The organism is Achromobacter sp. LC458, from assembly GCF_001005835.2.
GTDB lineage: Bacteria > Pseudomonadota > Gammaproteobacteria > Burkholderiales > Burkholderiaceae_B > Achromobacter > Achromobacter spanius_B.
The window spans coordinates 96,931-119,283 of sequence record NZ_LBHW02000012.1; the positions used below are offsets into that span (position 1 = coordinate 96,931).

Here is a 22,353-nt window from a genome sequence, read left to right on the forward strand (position 1 = left end):
TCAGCTGCCCGGGGGGCCGGCGATCAGCTGATAGAACCAGACGATGAACCCGTAGCCCGCCACGATGATGACCGTAAGGACGGGGGCCATGACAGCCGTCAGGAACAGAAAACTTCGCAGCTCCTGAGGCTTGGTGTAGCCATCAGACTCGTTTTGCACACACCACCTCACTTGAAAAGTCGGGGTATTGCATTGAACGTGCGGATGTCGAAGTTTTTAGCAGTGCTTTTACATTGCGTCAATGTTGCATGACGGCGAAACACTTTTGCGGCGCTGCAATAAGCAAGCCCGGCGCGGCGCTATCGCGGCGGGGGCAGGCGAGAACGCGGCAATGGCGCGGCGACGCACGCGCGATTGCCGGGCGATAAAAAAAGCGTGCCGGACGCGCTGGCCGGATTGATCCGGCGAGGCATCAGGCACGCGATCCGCCATCCACAATCCGGCAGCGGCGGGGATACGTCTACGGGTTCAGCCAATCGCCCCGTAGATGCGGCGCGCGTCGGCGGCGGTGGCGATCGGGCGGCCCAGCGCGCGTGCGCCGTCCGCTGCCTGACGCACCAGCGCGGCGTTGTCCGGCGCGATGCCGCCGTCGCGCAGCTTCAAGTTATTTTCAAAGCCCACGCGCATGTGGCCGCCAAACGCCGCCGCCGTCGTGACGCAGGCGTTTTCCTCGGGGCCAAACGCGCACACCGCCCAGGGCAAGGACTGATCGTACGTGCCCAGAAATGGCAGCAGGTCATACGCCGACGAGGTCTGCCCGGCGCTGTAGCGGCCCAGCACAAACAGCACCGACCACGCGCCGGGCGGCACCAGCCCGCGCGCGCGCAACGACAACCAGCGCCGCACGTCGCCTTCGTCGTACAGGATGATCTGCGTCATGATGCGGCGCTCGGCCAGCCACGCCAGAAACGCCGCAAGCTCGGCTTCGGGAATGTCCGGCACGGCGATTTCGCGCAGCCCGATCGATACGGCTTCGGGTTGCAGTTCGCGCACCAACGCAATCTGCTCGGCCGCCTTGTACACGCCGGCGGCTTCGCTGGTGACCTGCACTAGCAACTCGCGGCCCACCGCGCGTTCCACGGCGGCCAGGGCGTCGCGATAGGCGGTGGCGTCCAGCAGATGGCTGCCGTCCGGCTTGCGCACGTGCATGTGCATCATGCCGGCGCCGGCATCCAGGCAGGCGCGTGCTTCGCGCGCCAAGTCGTCGGCGGTCAGCGGCACGGCCGGATGGTCGGCGGCTTTCTTGTAGGCGCCGTTGGGCGCCACGGTGATGATGACGGGGGATTCGGCCAGCGCGGCGCGCGGCAAGGCAGGGGCGTTCAAGGCTGGATCTCCGGCAGTTCCGGGTTGATGAGGTCTAGGCCGGCGCGCAGCAAACGGTCGTAGCGGGCACGCTCGGCGGCAATGGTTTCGGGCGTCCAGGCGTAGAAGCCTTCGCCCGCCTTCATGCCGTGGCGGCCATCGGCGGCGCGTTCGGTCAGGCAGCGCGCGGGGTGGTCGGCGTTGCAGAACGTGGGGTACATCGTGGCGCCGGCGGCTGCGTGTACGTCGATGCCGGCGTGGTCGCGCTGCATGACGGGGCCGGCCGCCAGGAAGCGAAAGCCGAAACCGAAGCGCACGGCGGCGTCCACATCTTCCGGCGACGCGATGCCGCGGTCGATCAGGTCAAACGCCTCGCGCGACAGCGCGTGCTGCAAGCGGTTGGCCAGAAAGCCGGGCAGGTCTTGCTTGACCTTGACCGGCACGCTGCCGCAACGGCGCATGAACCCAATCAACGAATCGGCGCAGGCGTTATCGCTGGCCTCGCCCAGCACCACTTCCACCAGCGGCACCAGGTGCGCGGGCATGAAGAAATGCAGGCCCAACATGCGGCCACGCGTGTCCAGGCCTTGGCTGATGGCGCTGATCGGAAAGCTGGAGCTGTTGCTGGCCAGGATGGCGTCCGGGCGCGCGCGCCGCGCCAGGTCGGCAAACAGCGCCTGCTTGATGTCCAGCCGTTCGGGTATGCACTCGATCACCAGGTCCACGGTGGACCAGTCCACGTCATCCAGGCTGGCAGCCGTGGCCAGCAGCGGGGCGTTGGCCTCGCGCCCGATCGTCTTCAGGTTTTCGGCCACGCGCGCGGGCAGGCCCGCCGCGCGTTCGGCGTTCGATTCGATCACGGTGGTGCGGCAGGCGGCGCGCGTCAGCACCACCGCCACGTCCGCGCCCATCGTGCCGCCACCCACCACCACTGCATGCGCCGCGCCCGGGTTGGGCAGCGCAGTTGCGTCCGTCTGCATGGTTTGCTCCTGTTATTGCATCGTCGTTGGGGGCGAGTGTAGAGAAGCCGGTTTGATAGATGAATCAGATTTTTTGGATAGAATGATCGATAAATCAGATCAATACAAACCGAGGTTTTGGGACATGCAGATCAATCTTTCGATGCGCGACATCGATACCACGCTAGTGCTGGGCCGCACGCTGAACTTCCGGCAGGCGGCGGCGCAACTGCATCTGTCGCAGTCGGCGCTGTCCACGCAGATACAACGCATTGAAGAAGCGCTGGGCGTAAGGCTGTTCGACCGCACGACGCGCACGGTGCGGCTGACGGCGGCGGGCGAGGTCTTCATGCAGCAGGCCGCCACCTTGCAGGTTGCGTTCCGCGACGCCATTGCCGCCGTCAGCGGCGTCACCAGCGCCGAGCAGGGCCAGGTGTCGGTCGCCGCCTTGCCGTCGCTGGCCGCGCGCCTGCTGCCGCGCGTGCTGATGGCGTATCGACAGGAACACCCCCACGTCGCCCTGAAGGTGCGCGACACCTTGTCAGGCCCCGCGTTCGACCTTGTGCGCGCAGGCGAGGTGGACTTCGCGCTGACCGCCGCGGACCCCCAGCACGCCGACCTGCACTACGTGCCGCTGATGTCCGACAGCTTTTTGCTGCTGATTCCCGAGTCGCACGCCTTGGCAAGATCAAGTGGCCCGCTGCGCTGGGCCGACACCGCCACCGCCGCGCACGTATCGATGGTGCAGCCCAGCAGCGTGCGGCAATACACGGAATGGGCCTTCCTGCAAAACCGCATCCGCTTCACGCCCGCGTTCGAAGCCGAACACCTGACGACCATCGTGGCGATGGTGGAATGCGGTTTCGGCGTGGCGGCCCTGCCCGAGATCGCCGCCGGCGCGGTATCGCAGACAGCGATCGTGCAACGCCCGCTGATCGGGCCGGTGGCGGAAAGGTCGATTGGCCTGGTCACGTCACGCAACCGCAGTTTGTCGCCAGCGGCGGCGGCGTTGGTGGGAACGTTGAAGGAATATCTGGCGGCGCGGTAACGCATGGTCTATCCCGCCGGCCGCTCCAGCCCCAGATGCCCCCGCAGCGTAGTGTGTTCGTATTCCGTACGAAACAAGCCGCGCCGCTGCAACACCGGCACCACCTGGTCCACGAAGTCATCGATGCCGCCCGGCAGCGACGGCGGCATCAGGTTGAAGCCGTCGGCGCCTTCGTTACGGAACCAGTGTTCCATCCGGTCTGCGATTTGCTCGGGCGTGCCCACCATCGTGCAGTGGCCGCCACCCGCCGCCAGGCGGCCCAGCAGTTGTCGCACGGTGGGTTGCTCGGTTTCAATGATGCGCAAAATGGTGGCGTAGCGGCCCTTGGGGCCCTTGAATTCATGCAGCGGCACCAGCGCCGGCACGGGAGCGTCCAGCTCCCAGGTGCTGCAATCTTGCAGCACGAAGGTGCCCAACTGCCGTAGCGATGCGTCGCTGGGCAGCAACACGTCCAGCTCGCGCTGTTTGGCGCGGGCTTCGGCTTCGGTTGACCCCACGTACGTAACCAGCCCCGGCATGATGGGCACGAAGGCGGTGCGCCCTGCGTCGCGTACGCGTTGCTTGATGTCGCGGTAATACGATTGCGCGGCCGGCAGGTCATAGGCCACGGCGTAGATCGCCTCGGCTCGCCGGGCGGCCAGGTCGCGGCCTTGGTCGGATGCGCCGGCCTGGAACAGAACGGGGTGGCCCTGGGGCGGGCGTGGCACGGTCAGCGGGCCGTCCACCAGGAAGTGGTCGCCGTGATGGTGGATCGGGCGCACGCGCTCGGGCACGCCATAGACGCCGTTGCGGTCGATGGCCAGGGCATCGTCCTTCCATGAATCAAACAAGCGCAACGCTACGTCCACGAATTCTTCGGCGCGCGCGTAGCGCCAGTCGTGCCCCGGCATGGCTTCAAAGCCGTGGTTGCGGGCTTCGGCGTCGAACATCGACGTGACGACGTTCCAGCCCATGCGTCCGCCCGATATGTGGTCCAGCGACGCCACCATGCGCGCCGCGTGGAACGGCGTGAAAAAGGTGCTGGACACGGTGCTGATCAAGCCGATGTGCGTGGTGGCGCGCGCGATGGCGGCCATGGTCGTCAGCGGCTCCAGGTACCAGCGCGGGCCGTCGCCGATGTTGTCGGTGGACTGGCCGTCGGCGAAAAAAATGGCGTCCAGCTTGCCGCGTTCCGCCGTGCGCGCCAGCGATTCGTAATAGCGGATATCGCCCAGGCGTTCAGCAGCCGAGTCCGGATGCCGCCAGGCGGCGCGGTGGTGGCCGCAGCCGAAGATGAACAGGTTCAGGTGCAACATGGCGATCAGTTCTTCACGAGGCCGCCGTCCACGACCAGGTTCTGGCCGGTGACGCTGCGCGACCAGGGGCTGGCAAAGAACAGCACGGCATCGGCGAACTGTTCCGGCGTGGTGACGGCGCGCAGCGGCGTGCTGGCGGCGATCAGGTCGAACACGGCTTCTGGCGTGGCGGCCGACGCGTCAGTGGTGCGCAAGAGGCCGCCGGACACCATGTTGACCGTGATGCCGTCGGGCCCCAGGTCCTGCGACAGCGTGCGAGTGAACGACAGCAGCGCGGCCTTGGCGGCGGTGTAGTCGTGATACGGCACCACCGGGTTCTGGACCAGGTTGGTGCCGATGTTGATGATGCGGCCCACCCCAGCCTGGCGCATGCCGGGCAGGGCGGCTTGCGTCGTGTTCAGCGCGCCGCGCACGCTGCCTTCGATCTGCTGATTCAAGTGGTCCCAGGTCAGCGTGTCGGCATGGGGGCGCGCGTCGCCGTTGAAGGCAAAGGCGGGCAGGGCGTTGTTGACCACCGTGGTGACGGGCATGCCGAAGTGGCTTTGCGCCTGGGCGATCATGGCGGCGACGGCGGTTGCGTCGCGCACGTCGGCCTGAACCGCCAGCGTCCGTTGCGGCGCGGTGGCGGCCAGCGCCTGCGCGGCCTGGGCGCTGTTCAGGTAATTGATCACCACCTTTGCGCCTTCCCGCAAAAAGGCCCGCGTGATGTGCGCACCCAATCCGCGGGCGCCTCCCGTCACGATTACCAGTTGTTCATTCAAGGCGGGGGCGGGGTGGGCAATGGGCATGGTGGGCTCGTCGGTTCACCGGCACGCGTGCAATCAGGTGCCGCAAGCGGGCGAACTTAGCATAAATCGATGCGTTGACATTGGCTTGCCGCGACCCTAATCTTGCGGCAATTCCTGGGGGAGCCTGTTTGGCTGAGATTCCGCGTTGTCGCGGTAACCCTTTGAACCTGATCCGGGTAATGCCGGCGAAGGGAAGGACATCGCGCCATTCGCGCGCCCTCCCTAGTGCTTTGATCCATCAGCGGCCCGCCTTGCGGACGGGGCCGCAACGCGCGTCCGGCCGTTTGCCGGGCCAGGGAGGACCGCTTTCCATGCTGACCCAAACCACCGCCTTGATGTGGCTGCTGCTCTTTTCGGGTGGCTTTGCCGCCGCCAGCGTGCTGTATACGCGACGCAAGCGCGGCACGCTGGAAGACTACATCGTGGCGCGCAACAGCCAGGGCGCTTTTGGCACCATCCTGACGCTGATGGCGTCCACGCTGGGCGCCTGGATTCTGTTTTCGCCGGCGCAGGCCGCCACCTGGGGCGGCTTGGCGGCGGTTATCGGCTACGCGCTGGGGTCCATGTCGCCGCGCCTGGTCATGATCCCGTTGGGGCGGCGCATGCGGGAACTGATCCCGCACGGTCACACGCTGACGGAATTCCTGATGGCACGGTACGGACGGCCCATGTACGGGCTGGCGCTGTTCATCATGCTGTTCTACCTGTTCATCGCGCTGTCGGCCGAGGTCACGGCCATTGCCAAGCTGGTCACCATGCTGGCGCCGGTGCCGCTGTGGGCCACCGCCGCCATCGTGATGGGCACGACGCTGCTCTACACCACGTATGGCGGCTTGCGATCATCGATCTTCACCGATCAGGTGCAGATGATGGTCATCGTGCCGCTGCTGGTGATTCTTTGCGTGGTGGGCTGGCAGGCGGCGGGCGGGGCGTTGCCGACGATCGAGGCTTTACGCGCCAAGGCGCCACAGCTGCTGGATCTGACCGATCCCGTGGGCGTCAAAGCCGGCCTGACCTTCTTCGTGGCGATTTTGCTGACCGGCATCTTCCACCAGGGCAATTGGCAGCGCATCTATGCCGCCAAAGACACGCGGTCAATGCGCAATGGCTTTTTGCTGGGGGGTATCCTGGCCGCGCCGTTCATCTTCCTGATGGGTTTGTTCGGCCTGGCGTTTGTCGGGCTGGCGCCGCAGGGCGATAGTTCCATCGCGCTGTTCAGCGTCATCATGCCGCACGCGCCCGCCTGGTTCGTGATCGCGCTGATCCCGTTGGGCCTGTCGTTGGTCATGAGCACGGCCGACACCGCCATCAGCGCCGTGTCCAGCATCGTGGCGGTGGATATGCGCCGCCTGATGCCGCGCGCCACCGGCATGGACATGAAGCGTCTGGCGCGCTGGGCGGTGTTGCTGCTGGCGATTCCGGTGATGATCGTGGCCTCGCAGGGCTATAGCGTGCTGTATCTGTTCCTGCTGGCCGACCTGCTGTGCTCGGCCGCCGCGTTTCCGGTGTTCTATGGCCTGTTCAGCCGCAAGCACGATGGCGCCACCGCAACGACCGCGACGGTCGCGGGGCTGGCGGCCGGGCTTTTCTTCTTTCCGGCGCCGGGCGACAAGCCTACGTTTCTGCTCGAATCGTTCCTGCTGGCCGCCTTTGTCCCGGTGCTGGTCACCGTGTTGATGCGCGGGATGCGTCGCGGCGTCAAGGAGTTTGATCTGTCGACACTGAGCGCGGCGGTGCGCCGTTTGGACAAGGACCCGGCCTGATGGTGGCTTGAAATATGGCCGGAATTCCGGCCTGAATTCCGGCCCGATCCCGCGCCGCCAGCCAAAACAAAAAAGCCTTGGAACACGTTGCGGTGTCCAAGGCTTTCTTGTCTGGAATATTGGTGGAGCGGAGGAGGATCGAACTCCCGACCTTCGCATTGCGAACGCGACGCTCTCCCAGCTGAGCTACCGCCCCAATGAAGCAAGAGCAAAACTATACCTGAACAATAAAGCGCCGCGCAATACGGCGCGGCGCAATTATTTTCAGACGAATTCCAGGGTGGCCACCACCGGCGCGTGGTCCGACGGCTGCTCGTTGCGGCGCGGCTCTTTGTCGATGACGCAGGCCACGCAGCGCTTGACCAGCGGGGCCGACAACAACACGTGGTCGATCCGCAGGCCGGCATTGCGACGGAAGGCGAATTGCCGGTAATCCCACCACGAAAACGACTTTTCGGGCTGCTCGAACAGGCGGAACGAATCGGTCAGGCCCAGCTCCATCAGGCTGCGCAAAGCCGCGCGTTCCGGTTCAGACACCAGCACCTGGCCTTCCCATTTCTCGGGGTTGTGCACGTCTTCATCGGCGGGGGCGACGTTGTAGTCACCCAGTACCGCCAAGCGCGGATACTGCTTGATTTCCTCGGCCAGCCAGTTGCGCATGGCGTCAAACCAGGCCAGCTTGTACAAATACTTGTCCGAATCCACCGCCTGACCATTGGGGCAGTACGCACAAACAACGCGCACGTCGCCTTCGGGGCTGGGAAACGTCAGCGCCAGCACGCGTTGCTGCGGATCTTCGTAGCCGGGAATATTGCGCACCATCGACGTACCCGGCACGCGCGACACAATCGCCACGCCGTTATACGTTTTCTGCCCCGCCCAAACTGCGTGGTAACCGGCTTCCTTGAACGCCGCCTCCGGAAACTTGTCGTCGGTCAGCTTCAGTTCCTGGATGCACAGCACATCGACGGGATTGGCAGCCAGCCAATCCAGCACTTGCTGCAGGCGTACATTCAGGGAGTTCACGTTCCAGGTAGCTAATTTCATGTGTCTGGTAGGGCCTTTATTTATTCATGCGAGTCTTGGCGAGGTCGCCCTGCCGAGGCCGGCTCAGCAACTTGTCTGGCCAGTTCTCCGGTAGGGGCGTCGGCGGGCGCCAGGAATAGGGGCAGATGATACCGTGGCGACGGCGAAGCTTCGGATGCAGGCGCGACTCGCGGTGGCTGGCTCGCCTGCGCTCGTATCAATGCTCAGACCCGCTATTGAGCATCCGGCTCTTGGCCTTTTCGATATGGGAGCGCATGACGTTGCGGGCGCCGTCGGCGTCTTGGGCCTGGATCAAGCGGTACAGGTGGCGGTGTTCGTCGATGGCGGCGCGGGTGCGTTTCCAGGGTTCGCTGTGGACCAGGTGGCGCATGACGTTGACGGCGTGGCTGACGTCGTATTCCAGTGACTTGAGCACTTGCACGAAGCGCTGGTTGCTGGTGGCGGCGGCGATGGCTTGGTGAAAGCCGTAGTCGTAGTGATGCGCGATGGCGCCGGAGGCGTCGGCTTCTTCGTAGCCCGTCAGCATGCGGTCCATGTCGTGCAAGTCGTCGCTGCTGCGGCGCAGGGCGGCCAGGTATGCGCATTCGGGCTCGATCACCATGCGTAGTTCCAGGCCTTCCAGGATGTGGCCGACGCGGCGCGCCGGGTCAACGGCGGGCATGCCGCCCATCAGGTCGGGCTTGGCGCGCACGTAGGTGCCGGAGCCTCGGATGGAGTCCACCAACCGGTCTTCGCGCAGGCGGTCCAGCGCTTGTCGGACCACCGGGCGCGACACCTCGAACAGCGCGGCCAATTCCAATTCAGTGGGCAGCTTGTTGCCCGGCGCGATCTTGCCGGTGGCGATGGCGTAGAACAGGCTTTCGTAGACGCGTTCGGCAAAGCGCTCGGCGCGGACATAGCCCAGGCCAGAGGCCACGTCCGCCAGCACGTCCAATTCGGGGCGGGGACGGGAAGCGGATTCCAGTAGTGCGTCCAGCTGCGGGTCACGCTCGTTGCTCATTGGCGCGTTCCTGAAAGTGAATAGCGTGAAGAAAGCGGAAGTTTGTCAGTCGCCATGACAACATCGCGGTATCCGGGAAAAATTCCAGGGTAGGCACAGATCAGTAACCGTCTGATAGATAAGGGATTACCCGCATCCTTAGTCAAAAATTCCGAGCCTTGGATAGAAAGCTGTCAATTCAATTGACAAGTTATGCCGGCCTCCCGTAATTTGCCACAAACGACATCGCCCGCGCCGCTGACGCGCGGACGGCGACACGGGCTTTCCCGTTGCGCCCGGCCATCGGCAAGAACCGGCAAACCCGGAATGCCCGCCTGGCCGCATCCGAGACAACACGACCACCGCCAATATGGGCTGCCGCACACCTACCGCTACCTTGCACTTTTTATCGTGCCGGGAACGTTGCGCGCGCGTCGGCGCCTTTTCCGCAACTGGCCGTTCGGCCGCTACTTTACTCCGCACACCGTGACTCAGAAGAACTTTATCGCCAATCAATGGGTGGCCTCTGCCACCGGTGAAACCATTGCCGTCGTGAACCCGTCCGATGGCAAGCCCTTCGAGGCGATTGCCCGATCCGGCGAGGCGGACGTAGACCGCGCCGTGCAGGCCGCGCGCCAGGCGTTTGAAGGCGAGTGGGGCCAGATGGCGCCCGCCGTGCGCAGCCGCCTGCTGATGAAGATTGCGTTTGCCCTGCTGGACCGCCAGGAAGAGCTGGCTCAACTGGAATCCGCCGATACCGGCAAGCCCATCAAGCAGGCGCGCGCCGACGCCGCCGCCGTGGCGCGTTATTTCGAGTTCTATGCCGGCGCCGTCGACAAGCTGCATGGCGAGACCATTCCCTACACCCCGGGCTTCACCGTGCTGACCGTGCGCGAAGCGCATGGCGTGACGGGCCACATCGTGCCCTGGAACTACCCGCTACAGATCTTTGGCCGCAGCGTTGGCGCGGCGCTGGCCGCCGGCAACGCCTGCGTGGTCAAGCCCGCCGAGGACGCGTGCCTGTCGCTGCTGAAGCTGGCCGAGATTGCCGCTGAAGTCGGCCTGCCCGCGGGCGCGCTGAACATCGTCACCGGCTACGGCCATGAAGCGGGCGCGGCGCTGTCGGCGCATCCCGGCATCGACCATATCTCGTTCACGGGGTCGCCGCAGACCGGCAAGATGGTGGCCCATGCCGCCGCCGACAACCACGTGCCGGTGACCCTGGAACTGGGCGGCAAGTCGCCTCAGATCGTGTTCGATGACGCCGACCTGGACGCCGCCATGCCGGTGCTGCTGGCCGCCATCATCCAGAACGCCGGCCAGACGTGCTCGGCGGGCAGCCGCGTATTGATTCAGCGTGGCGTGTACGAAACGGTGCTCAAGCGCCTGTCGGACGCCTTCGCCGCAACCGTTACCGGCCCGGCCGCAAAGGACCTGGACGTGGGTCCGCTGATCAGCGGCCGCCAGCACGATCGCGTGCGCGGTTTCCTGGCCGAAGCGCAAGCGGAAGGCTTGAAGGTTGCCGCGCGCGGCCAGCTTCAGGACGGTGCGCCCGAGTCGGGCTACTACCAGCCGCCCGTGCTGTTCCGCGACGTGCCGCCCAACAGCCGCCTGGCGCAGGAAGAAGTGTTTGGCCCGGTGCTGGCCGCCATGGTGTTCGACACCGAGCAGGAAGCGCTGGAAATCGCCAATGGCACGCTGTACGGCCTGGTGGCGGGCGTGTGGACGCGCGACGGGGCCCGCCAGATGCGTCTGGCCCGCCAACTGCGCGCCGGCCAGGTCTTCATCAATAACTATGGCGCCGGCGGCGGCGTGGAACTGCCGTTTGGCGGCTCGCGCCAGTCGGGCTATGGCCGCGAAAAGGGCTTTGAAGCGCTGTACGGCTTCACCACGCTCAAGACCATCGCCATCCGTCATTGATGGCTGGCGGGTGACGCCAGGTACCCGCATGCGGCGCGGCGGTCCGGAGCAAAATATCGGTTAACGTTGATGTTTTGCTTCTGGGGCCCGCCGCCCCGTATTCAGGATCTGTATGTTCACCGGTATTGTTCAAGGCACCGCGACGATCGCAAAGATCGCGGACCGCGAAGGCCTGCGCACCTTCACGCTGGATTTCCCCCCTGGTTTCTGTGTAGACCTGGCCATCGGCGCCAGCGTATCGACGGACGGCGTCTGCCTGACCGTCACTGAACTGCTGTCCGACAACCAGGCCTCGTTCGACGTGATGCTGCAAAGCCTGGCCATCACCACGCTGGGCAGCTACGCCGAAGGCGACCGCGCCAACGTCGAGCGCGCTGCCAAGGACGGGGCCGAGATCGGCGGGCATCCGCTGTCGGGGCACGTCGATTTCACGTCTGAAGTCATCATGGTGAAGTCGTCCGACACCAATCGCCTGATGCGTTTCAGCATTCCCGAAGCTTTCCGCAAATACGTGTTCGCCAAGGGCTATATCGCCATCAACGGCGCCAGCCTGACCGTGTCGGAAGTGAACCGCGCCGAAGGCTGGTTTGAAGTGTGGCTGATTCCCGAAACGCGGCGCATGACAGTGTTCGAAGACAAGCAGGTGGGCGACTTCGTCAACATTGAAATCGAGCGCAGCACGCAGGTCATGGTCGATACCGTGCGCGAAACGGTGCAGGAAAGCCTGGGCAAGCTGCAACCGCTGCTGGAAGCCATCCTGAAGGAAAAGGGGCTGACACTGGAAGACTTTGTCAGCCCGGGGGCCAAGCTGAAATAACGCGTCCGGGGCGCGTACCCCGGACGGTTTATCTCCCAGCTTCATTGCCCGAAGGGCCGTCCCTCGGGGCGTACGCGCATACCCGGTTGCAAGCGCGTCCAAGGCAGGTCCGCCGGGTCGGCCTGCATCGGGCCGGGCGCCTTGGCCACCAGCACGTCGTGCGCAATCGGCTGGAAGTCGGCGCGAAAGTGCACCGAGCTTTTCACGACCAATATCCCCATTTCCTCAGGCTGCACACCGCCCACGCGGAACAGGTTGCGGTCCAGCATCTGCGCCTTGCTGGCGCTGACCACCACGCGCACGCCGCCGATACGCAAGCCCGCCACGGCGCCCAGGTCCACGTCCATGCCGTGCATCATCGGGCCATCAAAACGAAGCTTGCCGGGCGACAGCGTTTCCACGACGAAGTCCCCCGTAAACGGGGAATCGCCCGCAACGCCGGACTGCCCGCCCAGGCTTAACGTGACGGTCTGGCCGATGCCGGCGGCGGTGGCGGCGCGCACGGCGTCCGGGTCGTACAGCAGGCCCAGCGCGGCATTCTGCGCGTCCGCCTCGACCAGCGCGCGCAGCATGCCGGTGGTATTGGCGTCGCCGCCCGCGCCGGGGTTGTCCTGCGTATCCGCGATCACGATGGGGCGAGACGCGCCCGCGGCCAGCGCCTGGGCGCGCCGCACGGCATCGGCCGGTTCCAGGAAGTCAGGCGACCATTGCGGTTCCAGCTCAAGCACCTGCCGGTATAGCGTTTCAGTGACGTGTTCCACGGCCGCCGCGTCGGTGCCGTACGCCCACACCACGGGGCCGCATTCCGGAAAGTCCGCTGCCGGAAAACCCGGCGCGAACGATATCGATGTGACGCCCGCCGTTTGCTCCAGGTGCGCCAGCGCGTCGTACACGCCTTTGGACGGTTGCAGCATGGTGCACATGCCGTTGATCGGGATCAGGAAGGGCAGGCGGCGCACGTGCATCGTCCAGTGGTCGCCCGCCGCAATGCGCGCCAGCAAGAGGCGGGCCGCGTGTTCGCCCGTGTCGGCCATGTCCACGTGCGGATAGGTGCGAAAGGCGACCAGCGCATCGGCCTGTTGCAGCATCTGCGCGGTAACGTTGGCGTGCAGGTCCAGGCTGGCGACCACGGGCACGGCGGGGCCGACAATCTGGCGCAGGCGCGCCAGCAGTTCGCCTTCGCCGTCGTCCAGGTGTTCGGTCACCATCGCGCCGTGCAAGTCCAGGTAGACGGCGTCGTAGGGGCGGGCGCGCGCGGCGTCCAGGATTTCGCCGGCGATGCGTTCGAAGGCGTCACGCGTCACGTGCGCGGATGGGCTGGCGCCGGCCCAGATCACCGGATGCACGGTGTGCCCGGCCGCCTGGATGGCGTTGATGAAGCCGCCGGCGGGAATGTTGACCGAACGCAGCGCCAGCATGTCCTGGCCGCGCACCATCGCGGGAAAGCCTTCGCCGCGGACAAAGTTGTCATACCCGGCCTTGGAGGGCGCAAAGGTATTGGTCTCGTGCTGGAATCCAGCCACCAGGATGTGCATGTTTTTTCCTCTTGGATTTTTGAATGTGTGTCGTGGTCTTGCGGCGTAGCCGTTGCCGACGGGACGATTATTGGAGACGTACCAGGGTTTGGCAATAGCGCAAAACCGGGCTGCGCCGCCTGCGGGGCTTGGCCGCCGGGCCAGACCGGCGTGCAAGGTGTTTTTAGAAAGTCTTGATATTCAAAGGCAGTAACGACAATGCTTTCCAGGCAAAAATGGCTGGAAAGCCGCATGAACGTTCAAGAAATTTCTGAAATTCCCATAAGACGGTCGTTTCGAGGCGAATCGGAATACAATGGGGACACTTTCGGAGGTTCTTATGTCGGTCATATCCGATATCAAAATTCGCCCCCTAGAGCGCGGCGATCTGCACTTTGTGCACAAGATCAACAACAACGACGTCATCATGCGGTACTGGTTCGAAGAGCCCTACGAGGCCTATGACGAACTGGTCGCACTCTATGACCGCCACCTGCACGATCAAAACGAACGGCGCTTCATCATCGAGCACGATACCGGGCAGCCCGCCGGTCTGGTCGAACTGGTTGAAATCGACTACATCCACCGCCGTGCCGAATTCCAGATCATCATTGCGCCCAGCTACCAGGGCCGGGGTTACGCCAAGGCGGCCACTCGCATCGCCGTGGGCTATGCGTTTCGCGTGCTGAACATGCACAAGGTTTATCTGGTGGTCGACAAGGACAATACCGCCGCCGTGCACGTCTACGAACGCTGCGGCTTCCAGATCGAAGGGCTGATGAAGGAAGAGTTCTTTTCCAACGGCGCCTATCGCGACGCCTACCGCATGGCGCTGCTGCAACACGAACACCTGCGCGACGTCGGCCCCGGTGCACCCGATGCACCGGTGTTGCGCGACTGGCCGCAGGAAGAGCAGACGGGCTAAGCAAGCCCGTCCCGCCAACGCGTCACTGCATCACTGCGTCACTGCATCACTGCGTCACTGCATCACTGCATCACTGCATCACTGCATCACTGCATCACTGCATCACTGCATCACTGCATCACAGCATCACTGCGTCACTACATCACTGCCGCGCCCGCATCACTGCGCCGCGCGCAGCAGACGCAGGCCGTTGGCCACCACCAGCAGGCTGGCGCCCACATCGGCGAACACGGCCATCCACAGCGTGGCGTTGCCCGTCATGGCCAGCGCCAGGAACACCACCTTGATACCCAGCGCCAGCACGATGTTCTGGATCAGCACGCGGTGGGTGGCGCGTGACAGGCGCAAAAATGTTCCGATCTTGCGCAGGTCATCGTCCATCAGGGCGACGTCCGCCGTTTCAATTGCCGTTCCCGTGCCGGCCGCGCCCATCGCAAAACCGATGTCGGCGCGGGCAAGTGCGGGGGCATCGTTGATGCCGTCGCCCACCATGCCCACCTTGCCGGCGCTTGCCTCGTTGGCCGCCAGCTTGCTTTCGATGGCGGTCAGCTTGTCTTCCGGCAACTGATCTCCCCGCGCTTCGTCTATGCCCACCTGCTGCGCGATGGCTTGCGCGGTGGGCGTGTTGTCGCCGGTCAGCATCAGCGTGCGCACCCCCAGCGCGTGCAGGTCGGCGATGGCCTCGGCGCTGCTGGGTTTGACCGTGTCGGCCACAGCGGCCAATGCCAGCACGCGCTGCCCGTCGGTCAATGCGATGGCGCTTTTGCCCTGGCGTTCCAATTCGTCCATGCGGGCTTCCAGCTTGGGGCTGGACACGCCCGCGTCGCGCATCAGGCGGCGGTTGCCCAATTGGAAGGTCACGCCATCGATCCGCGCGCTGACGCCACGGCCGGGCAGGGCGGTGAAGGCGTCCACGTCCAGCAGCGTCTTGCCGGCCTCGCGTGCCGCGTTCGCCACGGCCAGCGACACGGGGTGGTCCGAGCGCGCCGCCAGGCTGGCCGCGATCAACGTGGCGGGGTGGCGGGTGGCGTCGGACACGTCCCAGTCTTGCAGGTCGGTCTGCACCGGTTTGCCGTGGGTCAGCGTGCCGGTCTTGTCCAGCGCCAGCCACTTCAGGTTGCGGCCTTCTTCCAGATACACGCCGCCCTTGATCAGGATGCCCCGGCGCGAGGCCGCCGTCAGGCCGCTGACGATGCTGACCGGCGTCGAAATCACCAAGGCGCAGGGGCAGGCAATGATCAGCAGCGCCAATGCGCGGTAGATCGCGTCAAACCAGGGTTGGCCCCACAGCAGCGGGGGCACGGTTGCCACCAGCAGCGCCACCGCCACCACGGCGGGCGTGTAGATGCGCGAGAAGCGGTCGATGAAGCGTTGCGTGGGGGCGCGAGCGCCTTGCGCCTGCTCGACGGCATGGATGATGCGGGCCAGCGTGGTGTTGCCGGCTGCGGCGGTGACGCGGTATTCGAACGAGCCTGCGGCGTTCACGGTGGCTGCGTAGACGGGGTCGTCCTGCGCCTTTTCCACGGGCAGGCTTTCACCGGTGATCGGCGATTGGTCCACGGTGGAACGGCCGCTGACGATGATGCCGTCGGCCGCAATGCGTTCGCCGGGGCGTACGCGCACCACATCGCCCACGCTCAGTTGCGCGGCCGGCACCTCAAGCCAGGCGCCATCGGCCTGACGCACGGTGGCGGTTTCGGGCGCCAGGTCCAGCAGGCCGCGCACGGCGTTGCGGGCGCGGTCCAGCGAACGGGCTTCGATCAGCTCGGCCACGTTGAACAGGAACATCACCATGGCGGCTTCGGGCCACTGGCCGATCAGCACCGCGCCGGTCACGGCGATGCTCATCAGCGCGTTGATGTTCAGGTTGCCGTTGCGCACGGCGATCCAGCCCTTGCGGTAGGTGGTGACGCCGCAAGCCAGAATGGCTGCCACGGCCAGCGCGGCCGTGACGCCCCAGTGCCAGCCCGCGAAATGCGAAAACTCGGACAGCGCGGCCAGCACGCCGGCCCCGCCGATCAGCCACCAGTTCACGCGGCTGGCGGCGGCGGGGGTGCCCGCGGCGCCGTCCGCCAGGGGTTCCGGCGTCATGTCCAGCGACTTGATGGCCGCGATGACCCGGTCCAGCGCGCCCTCGGCGTGCACCACCGTCAGCACCCGTTGCATCAGGTTGAAGTCCAGCGCGTGCACGACGTCCAGGCCGTCGAGTTTTTTGCGGATCAGGGTTTCTTCGGTGGGGCAGTCCATCTGCCCGATGCGCAACCGCGCCAGCGCCTGGCCGGGGCCGGCCGTAAGCGTCGCCGCGCCGCTGGCCGACGCCGTAAATGCCTGCCCGCCATGGTCATGGCCGCAGCAGGCGGTGGGGGCGGGGGCGTGATTGTGCTCATGGCCGTGGCTGTGATCGTGATCGTGCCCGTGCTTGTCCGAGCCATGGCTATGGCGCTGGCTGTGATCGTGCCCGCCCGTGCCATGGCTATGGTCATGGCCGCCCTGACCGCGGTCGTGGGCGGCGTGGTCATGCGTGGCGTGGTCGTGCTCGTGGTCCCCGTGGGCGTGGTCATGCCCGCTGCAGCAGGCGTCGGCCTGCCCGCCAGCGCGGTGATCGTGCGATTTGATCGGAGGAAAAGCCATCTTCTGCGCCTTGTTGAAACGGATGACGCCATTGCACACCTTGGAGTTACTATAGGGTCAAGCCCAAAATTTCACTCGGAATGCGTTCCAGGAGGCGTGATGCGAATCGGCGAATTGGCGACGGCGGCCGGCACTACGGTCGAAACCGTGCGTTATTACGAAAAAGAAGGCCTGCTGCCCGCGCCCGACCGCGGGCTTAATAATTACCGCAGTTACGGCCAGGCCCATTTGGAACGTCTGCGCCTGATCCGCAATTGCCGGGCGCTGGACATGACGCAGGATGAAATCCGCGCGATCCTGTCCCTGGCCGACAACCACCAGAAGGGTTGTGGCCCTATTAATGAGCTGTTCGACGAACACATCTCGCATGTGGATGAACGCATCGCCGAGCTTCTGCAACTGAAAGCCCAACTGACCGAATTGCGCCAGCGCTGCCTGTCCGCGCGCCCGGATACGGACGATTGCGGCATCCTGCATGGCTTGTCCGAAATGCAGGTGGAAGAGCGCCAGGAACGGCATACGCATCTCGGGTGAATCCCCGGCCTGACCGCCACCCATTCGCGGCGATGCCCTTGCCGCCGGGCAGGGGATACCCCTATCGGCCGGACGGCATCGCTTAATATGAGAATCTGTCTTTTTTACAAAAGCGCCCGACTCAATGACTGCCACCACCCCCACCGCCACCCCGCTGCACGCGCTGACCTCGCGCCGTTCCTTTAAGTTCCTGCGCGCGCCGGCTCCCAAGCCGGACGAGCTGGAACAGATCCTGCAAGCCGCCATGTCGGCGCCCGATCACGGTGCCTTGCGCCCGTGGCGCTTTGTCGTGATTCAAGGCGAGGCCATCGGCAAGTTGGCGGACGTAGCGCTGGATGCCGTCAAGCGCAGCGGCGACCCGCGCATGACGCCCGAGAAAGAAAAGTCGGTGCGCGAATGGATGGCCAGCGTGCCGCTGTTTATCGGCGTGGCGCAGAAAATCGCCCACGGCAACACCAAGATTCCCGAACACGAACAGCTGCTGGCCACCGGCTGCGCGGTCATGAACATCCTGAACGCCACGCACATGCTGGGCTACGCCGCGTTCTGGAGCACCGGCGTGGGCACCTACGTTGAAGACGTGCAGAACGCCTTGGGCCTGGATTCGCTGGACTACCGCTTCCTGGGTTACCTGGCCATCGGCACGCCGGGTTGCGCCGTGCCGCCGGCCAATCGGCCTGATTACCGCGAGTTCGTCTCGGAGTGGACCGGCCCGGTCTGATTGCAGCCGATATTGAAAGCGTGGCAAGCACCCGAAGCACCCAAAGCGTCCAAGCGCCTCGAAAGAGGCGCTTTTTTTACGTCCACCTATGGCTCGGTCTTTCCTGGCAAACGCATCGCCACGCACGCGACATGCCACCGGGCACCCCTGCGGGTAAAGCGTGGAAAACCCCTAGGTCCACCCCGGTCGCAAGCGCTTGGCTGGCCCCTCAACGACCCTGTCCCCTGTGCTAATCTCGTCGACGGCCACGCATATTTATCCCTATGCGCGTGCCGACGATGGCTGCGCTTGGGGTCACACGCCCTTGGCAATGCCTTGGTAGGAAGAAAACGCGTGACACGATCAAGCGTGGAGACAATATATGAGCCAGTATGGGCCGTTGAAGTTGCACGTCCCCGAGCCTACAGGGCGTCCGGGTTGCAAGACCGACTTTTCCTATCTGCATCTATCGCCGCCCGGCGAGGTGCCCAAACCCCCCATTGATGTTGCCCCGGTCGATACCGGCGCGCTGGCGTACAGCCTGGTGCGAGTGATCGACGACGACGGCCGCGCGGTCGGGCCATGGGCGCCCGAGATCAGCAACGATCTGATGCGCGCCGGCATGCGGGCCATGCTGAAGACGCGCATCTTCGACGGGCGCATGCTGACGGCCCAGCGCAAGAAGAAAATTTCGTTCTACATGCAAAGCCTGGGCGAGGAAGCCATCGGCTCCGCTCACGCGCTGGCCCTGGAACAGGGCGACATGTGTTTTCCCACCTATCGCCAGCAAAGCATCCTGCTGTCGCGCGATGTGTCGCTGGTGACGATGATGTGCCAGCTGATGTCCAACGAGCGCGATCCGCTCAAGGGTCGCCAGCTGCCGGTCATGTATTCCGACCGACCCAACGGCTTTTTCACGATTTCCGGCAACCTGGCCACGCAGTTCATCCAGGCGGTGGGCTGGGCGATGGCGTCGGCCATCAAGGGCGACACCCGCATCGCCTCGGCCTGGATCGGCGACGGCGCCACCGCCGAAGCCGACTTCCACACCGCGCTGACCTTCGCGCACGTGTATCGCGCGCCGGTCATCCTGAACGTGGTGAACAACCAGTGGGCCATTTCGACGTTCCAGGCGATTGCCGGCGGCGAAGGCGCCACCTTCGCCGGGCGCGGCGTGGGCTGCGGCATTGCGTCGCTGCGCGTGGATGGCAACGATTTCCTGGCGGTGTATTCCGCCTCGCGCTGGGCCGCCGAACGCGCCCGCCGCAACTTGGGCCCAACCCTGATCGAATGGGTGACCTACCGCGCCGGCCCGCACTCGACTTCCGACGACCCTTCCAAATACCGGCCTGGCGATGACTGGGCGCACTTTCCGCTGGGCGACCCGATCGAACGCTTCAAGAAGCACCTGATCGGGCTTGGCATCTGGTCCGACGCAGAACACGACGCCGTGCGCGCCGAGCTCGACGCCGAGATCGTGGCGGCCCAAAAGGAAGCGGAAAGCTACGGCACCCTGGTGGACGGTCACGTCCCCAGCGCCGCCAGCATCTTTGAAGACGTCTACAAGGACATGCCGGAGCATCTGCGCCGGCAGCGCCAGCAGCTCGGAGTCTGACCATGGCAATCGATAACAACGCTGGTCCGGCCTCGGCGCCGATGACCATGATCCAGGCTTTGCGCTCGGCCATGGATGTGATGCTGGAGCGTGACAACAACGTGGTGGTGTTCGGACAAGACGTCGGCTATTTCGGCGGCGTGTTCCGGTGCACCGAAGGCCTGCAAACCAAGTACGGCAGCTCGCGCGTGTTCGACACGCCCATTTCCGAAGGCGGCATCGTCGGCGTGGCCGTCGGCATGGGCGCCTACGGCTTGCGGCCCGTTTGCGAAATCCAGTTCGCGGATTATTTCTACCCCGCCTCCGACCAGATCGTGTCCGAGGCCGCGCGCCTGCGCTATCGCTCGGTGGGCGAATTCATCGCCCCGATGACGATCCGCATGCCCTGCGGCGGCGGCATCTACGGCGGCCAGACCCACAGCCAAAGCCCCGAAGCCATGTTCACGCAGGTCTGCGGGCTGCGCACGGTAATGCCGTCCAACCCCTATGACGCCAAGGGCCTGTTGATTGCGTCCATCGAGAACGATGACCCGGTGATCTTCCTGGAACCCAAGCGGCTGTATAACGGCCCCTTCGACGGCCACCATGATCGCCCCGTGACGCCGTGGACCGGCCGCCCCGGCAGCGTGGTACCCACCGGTTACTACACCGTGCCGCTGGACACCGCCGCCATCGTGCGCCCCGGCAACGCGCTGACGGTGCTGACCTACGGCACCACGGTCTATGTGTCTCTGACCGCCGCCGAAGAAACCGGCATCGACGCCGAGGTCATCGACCTGCGCAGCCTGTGGCCGCTGGATCTGGAGACCATCGTCAATTCCGTGAAGAAGACCGGCCGCTGCGTCGTGGTGCACGAAGCCACGCGCACCTGCGGGTATGGCGCGGAATTGATTGCGCTGGTCCAAGAGCATTGCTTCCATCACCTGGAGGCGCCCGTCGAGCGCGTGACCGGTTGGGATACTCCCTACCCGCATGCGCAGGAATGGGCGTACTTCCCCGGCCCGCGCCGGGTTGGCGAAGCGTTCAAACGCGCGATGGAGGTGTGACATGGGCATTCATATCATCAAGATGCCCGACATCGGCGAAGGCATTGCCGAGGTCGAACTGGTGGGCTGGCACGTCAAGGTGGGCGACACGGTTGCCGAAGACCAGCCGCTGGCCGATGTGATGACCGACAAGGCCACGGTGGAAATCCCGTCGCCGGTCGTCGGCAAAGTGATCGCGCTGGGTGGCGACGTGGGCCAGGTGATGGCCGTGGGCGGGGAATTGATTCGCCTGGAAGTGGAAGGCGAGGGCAATGTGCGACCGGGCTCGGGCGCGCCGAAGCAGGGCGCATCGGCACCGGCCCAGCCGGCAGGCGACGACGCGTCGGCGTCCACGTCCGCGCAGGCTGAAGCTGGCGGGAATGCTGGCGGGGCTGCTGGCGGGGCTGCCGGCGCGAAAGCCGGCGGCATCGCGGGCCAGATCGCCGCGTCCATGGCGCCGGCGTCTGCCTCGGCTGCTGCACCGGCCCAGCCCAAAGGCAATCAACAAGCCAGTGCGCAATCTTCTCGACAAGCGGGGCATCAACCCGGGCAACAAGCCGCGCGATCCGCATCCGCTTCTTCCGCCGCGCCCGCCGTGCCGCGCCAGCCGGGCGATAAACCGTTGGCCTCGCCCGCCGTGCGCAAGCGCGCCTGGGACTTGGGTATCGAACTGCGCTTTGTTGCCGGCAGCGGCCCGGCCGGCCGCGTCATGCACGAAGACCTGGACGCCTATCTGCAATCGCAAGGCACAGGCAACGCGGTGCGCGGCGGGTCGGCGTATGTGGAACGCCATGACCAGGACGTGGTGCCCGTCATCGGTTTGCGCCGCAAGATCGCGCAGAAGATGGCCGAGTCCAAGCGCCGCATTCCGCATTTCAGCTACGTCGAGGAAATCGACGTGACCGAACTGGAAGACCTGCGCGTGCAGCTCAACCAAAAATGGGGCGAGTCGCGCGGCAAGCTAACCTTGCTGCCGTTGTTGGCGCGCGCCATGGTCGTGGCGTTGCGAGATTTTCCGCAGATCAATGCGCGCTATGACGACGAAGGCGGCGTGGTGACGCGTTACGGCGCCGTGCATATCGGCATCGCGACGCAAAGCGATGGCGGCCTGATGGTGCCCGTGATGCGACACGCCGAAGCGCGCGACCTGTGGTCCATGGCGGCCGAGATCGGGCGCCTGGCGCAAGCGGTGCGCAGCGGCACGGCCGGGCGCGACGAGCTGACCGGGTCCACCATCACGATCACCAGCCTGGGGCCCTTGGGCGGCATCGTGACCACGCCGGTCATCAACCACCCCGAGGTCGGCATCGTCGGCGTGAACCGGATCGTTGAACGGCCCGCCTTCCGCAACGGCGCCGTGGTGGCGCGCAAGCTGATGAACCTGTCGTCGTCGTTCGACCACCGCGTGGTGGACGGCATGGACGCGGCGCGCTTCATCCAGGCGGTGCGCGCGCTGCTGGAACAACCCGCGCTGCTTTTCGTGGAGTAAGC

The 22,353-nt window shown here is 65.3% G+C and carries 19 protein-coding genes, 1 tRNA gene and 1 riboswitch; of the genes, 10 read left to right on the forward strand and 10 right to left on the reverse strand.

What is annotated here, in order from left to right:
- The 3 genes from napE to YH64_RS12685 all read right to left on the reverse strand — a co-directional run bounded on the left by napE (window position 1) and on the right by YH64_RS12685 (window position 2,282).
- Window positions 1-159 (reverse strand): periplasmic nitrate reductase, NapE protein, encoded by a 159-nt coding sequence (gene napE, locus YH64_RS12675; protein WP_035212934.1) that lies wholly within the window; start codon window positions 157-159, stop codon window positions 1-3.
- 309 nt (window positions 160-468) lie between these two features.
- Window positions 469-1,323 (reverse strand): 3-keto-5-aminohexanoate cleavage protein, encoded by an 855-nt coding sequence (locus YH64_RS12680; RefSeq protein ID WP_046804582.1) that lies wholly within the window; start codon window positions 1,321-1,323, stop codon window positions 469-471.
- Complete coding sequence (locus YH64_RS12685; RefSeq protein WP_046804583.1) at window positions 1,320-2,282, reverse strand: 3-hydroxyacyl-CoA dehydrogenase family protein; 963 nt, start codon at window positions 2,280-2,282, stop codon at window positions 1,320-1,322. Before YH64_RS12685 ends, YH64_RS12680 begins: the two co-directional genes overlap by 4 nt.
- Window positions 2,283-2,406: 124 nt before the next feature.
- On the opposite strand from YH64_RS12685, the gene YH64_RS12690 reads away from it, so the two are divergent.
- Window positions 2,407-3,309: a LysR family transcriptional regulator gene (locus YH64_RS12690; RefSeq protein WP_046804584.1), complete on the forward strand. Its 903-nt coding sequence runs from the start codon at window positions 2,407-2,409 to the stop codon at window positions 3,307-3,309.
- Window positions 3,310-3,317: 8 nt separating this feature from the next.
- On the opposite strand, the gene YH64_RS12695 is transcribed toward YH64_RS12690, so the two are convergent.
- Together YH64_RS12695 and YH64_RS12700 are read right to left on the reverse strand one after the other, a co-directional pair.
- Window positions 3,318-4,604, reverse strand: a complete 1,287-nt coding sequence (locus tag YH64_RS12695; protein ID WP_046804585.1) for an LLM class flavin-dependent oxidoreductase — start codon at window positions 4,602-4,604, stop codon at window positions 3,318-3,320.
- A gap of 5 nt (window positions 4,605-4,609) precedes the next feature.
- Complete coding sequence (locus tag YH64_RS12700) at window positions 4,610-5,392, reverse strand: 3-oxoacyl-ACP reductase (protein WP_046804586.1); 783 nt, start codon at window positions 5,390-5,392, stop codon at window positions 4,610-4,612.
- A 106-nt stretch (window positions 5,393-5,498) separates the two neighbouring features.
- Window positions 5,499-5,603: riboswitch (TPP riboswitch) on the forward strand.
- 100 nt (window positions 5,604-5,703) lie between these two features.
- On the opposite strand from YH64_RS12700, the gene YH64_RS12705 reads away from it, so the two are divergent.
- Entirely contained in the window at window positions 5,704-7,155 is a 1,452-nt protein-coding gene (locus YH64_RS12705) for a sodium:solute symporter family protein (protein WP_046804587.1), read from the forward strand.
- Between the two features lie 120 nt (window positions 7,156-7,275).
- Here the strand turns inward: YH64_RS12705 and YH64_RS12710 are convergent.
- From YH64_RS12710 to YH64_RS12720, 3 genes are all read right to left on the reverse strand, one after another.
- Window positions 7,276-7,351, reverse strand: a tRNA-Ala gene (locus YH64_RS12710).
- A 68-nt stretch (window positions 7,352-7,419) separates the two neighbouring features.
- Window positions 7,420-8,202 (reverse strand): exodeoxyribonuclease III, encoded by a 783-nt coding sequence (gene xth / locus YH64_RS12715; RefSeq protein WP_046804588.1) that lies wholly within the window; start codon window positions 8,200-8,202, stop codon window positions 7,420-7,422.
- Between the two features lie 196 nt (window positions 8,203-8,398).
- A complete protein-coding gene (locus YH64_RS12720; protein ID WP_046804589.1) occupies window positions 8,399-9,202 on the reverse strand; it encodes a FadR/GntR family transcriptional regulator in 804 nt (267 codons plus the stop codon).
- Between the two features lie 465 nt (window positions 9,203-9,667).
- Here YH64_RS12720 and YH64_RS12725 point away from each other — a divergent pair, with 465 nt between their 5' ends.
- Together YH64_RS12725 and YH64_RS12730 are read left to right on the forward strand one after the other, a co-directional pair.
- Entirely contained in the window at window positions 9,668-11,101 is a 1,434-nt protein-coding gene (locus tag YH64_RS12725) for an aldehyde dehydrogenase family protein (RefSeq protein ID WP_046804645.1), read from the forward strand.
- A 112-nt stretch (window positions 11,102-11,213) separates the two neighbouring features.
- Window positions 11,214-11,918, forward strand: a complete 705-nt coding sequence (locus YH64_RS12730; RefSeq protein ID WP_046804590.1) for a riboflavin synthase — start codon at window positions 11,214-11,216, stop codon at window positions 11,916-11,918.
- Between the two features lie 41 nt (window positions 11,919-11,959).
- Here YH64_RS12730 and YH64_RS12735 read toward each other — a convergent pair whose 3' ends face one another.
- The gene (locus YH64_RS12735) at window positions 11,960-13,453 is read right to left on the reverse strand and encodes a M81 family metallopeptidase (RefSeq protein ID WP_046804591.1); all 1,494 of its coding nucleotides are present in this window, start codon (window positions 13,451-13,453) and stop codon (window positions 11,960-11,962) included.
- Window positions 13,454-13,772: 319 nt separating this feature from the next.
- On the opposite strand from YH64_RS12735, the gene speG reads away from it, so the two are divergent.
- Window positions 13,773-14,357, forward strand: coding sequence for a spermidine N1-acetyltransferase (gene speG, locus YH64_RS12740; protein WP_006218930.1), 585 nt, complete (start codon window positions 13,773-13,775; stop codon window positions 14,355-14,357).
- Window positions 14,358-14,516: 159 nt separating this feature from the next.
- Here speG and YH64_RS12745 read toward each other — a convergent pair whose 3' ends face one another.
- Window positions 14,517-16,988, reverse strand: coding sequence for a heavy metal translocating P-type ATPase (locus tag YH64_RS12745; RefSeq protein WP_143215359.1), 2,472 nt, complete (start codon window positions 16,986-16,988; stop codon window positions 14,517-14,519).
- Window positions 16,989-17,087: 99 nt separating this feature from the next.
- Here YH64_RS12745 and cadR point away from each other — a divergent pair, with 99 nt between their 5' ends.
- From cadR to YH64_RS12770, 5 genes are all read left to right on the forward strand, one after another.
- On the forward strand, window positions 17,088-17,522 hold the full coding sequence (gene cadR / locus YH64_RS12750) for a Cd(II)/Pb(II)-responsive transcriptional regulator (protein ID WP_046804592.1): 435 nt from the start codon (window positions 17,088-17,090) through the stop codon (window positions 17,520-17,522).
- 124 nt (window positions 17,523-17,646) lie between these two features.
- Window positions 17,647-18,243 (forward strand): nitroreductase, encoded by a 597-nt coding sequence (locus YH64_RS12755; protein WP_046804593.1) that lies wholly within the window; start codon window positions 17,647-17,649, stop codon window positions 18,241-18,243.
- Window positions 18,244-18,604: 361 nt separating this feature from the next.
- A complete protein-coding gene (locus YH64_RS12760; protein WP_046804594.1) occupies window positions 18,605-19,837 on the forward strand; it encodes a 3-methyl-2-oxobutanoate dehydrogenase (2-methylpropanoyl-transferring) subunit alpha in 1,233 nt (410 codons plus the stop codon).
- A 2-nt stretch (window positions 19,838-19,839) separates the two neighbouring features.
- Window positions 19,840-20,883, forward strand: coding sequence for an alpha-ketoacid dehydrogenase subunit beta (locus YH64_RS12765; RefSeq protein WP_046804595.1), 1,044 nt, complete (start codon window positions 19,840-19,842; stop codon window positions 20,881-20,883).
- A gap of 1 nt (window position 20,884) precedes the next feature.
- The gene (locus YH64_RS12770) at window positions 20,885-22,351 is read left to right on the forward strand and encodes a dihydrolipoamide acetyltransferase family protein (RefSeq protein WP_046804596.1); all 1,467 of its coding nucleotides are present in this window, start codon (window positions 20,885-20,887) and stop codon (window positions 22,349-22,351) included.
- Window positions 22,352-22,353 lie beyond the last annotated feature (2 nt).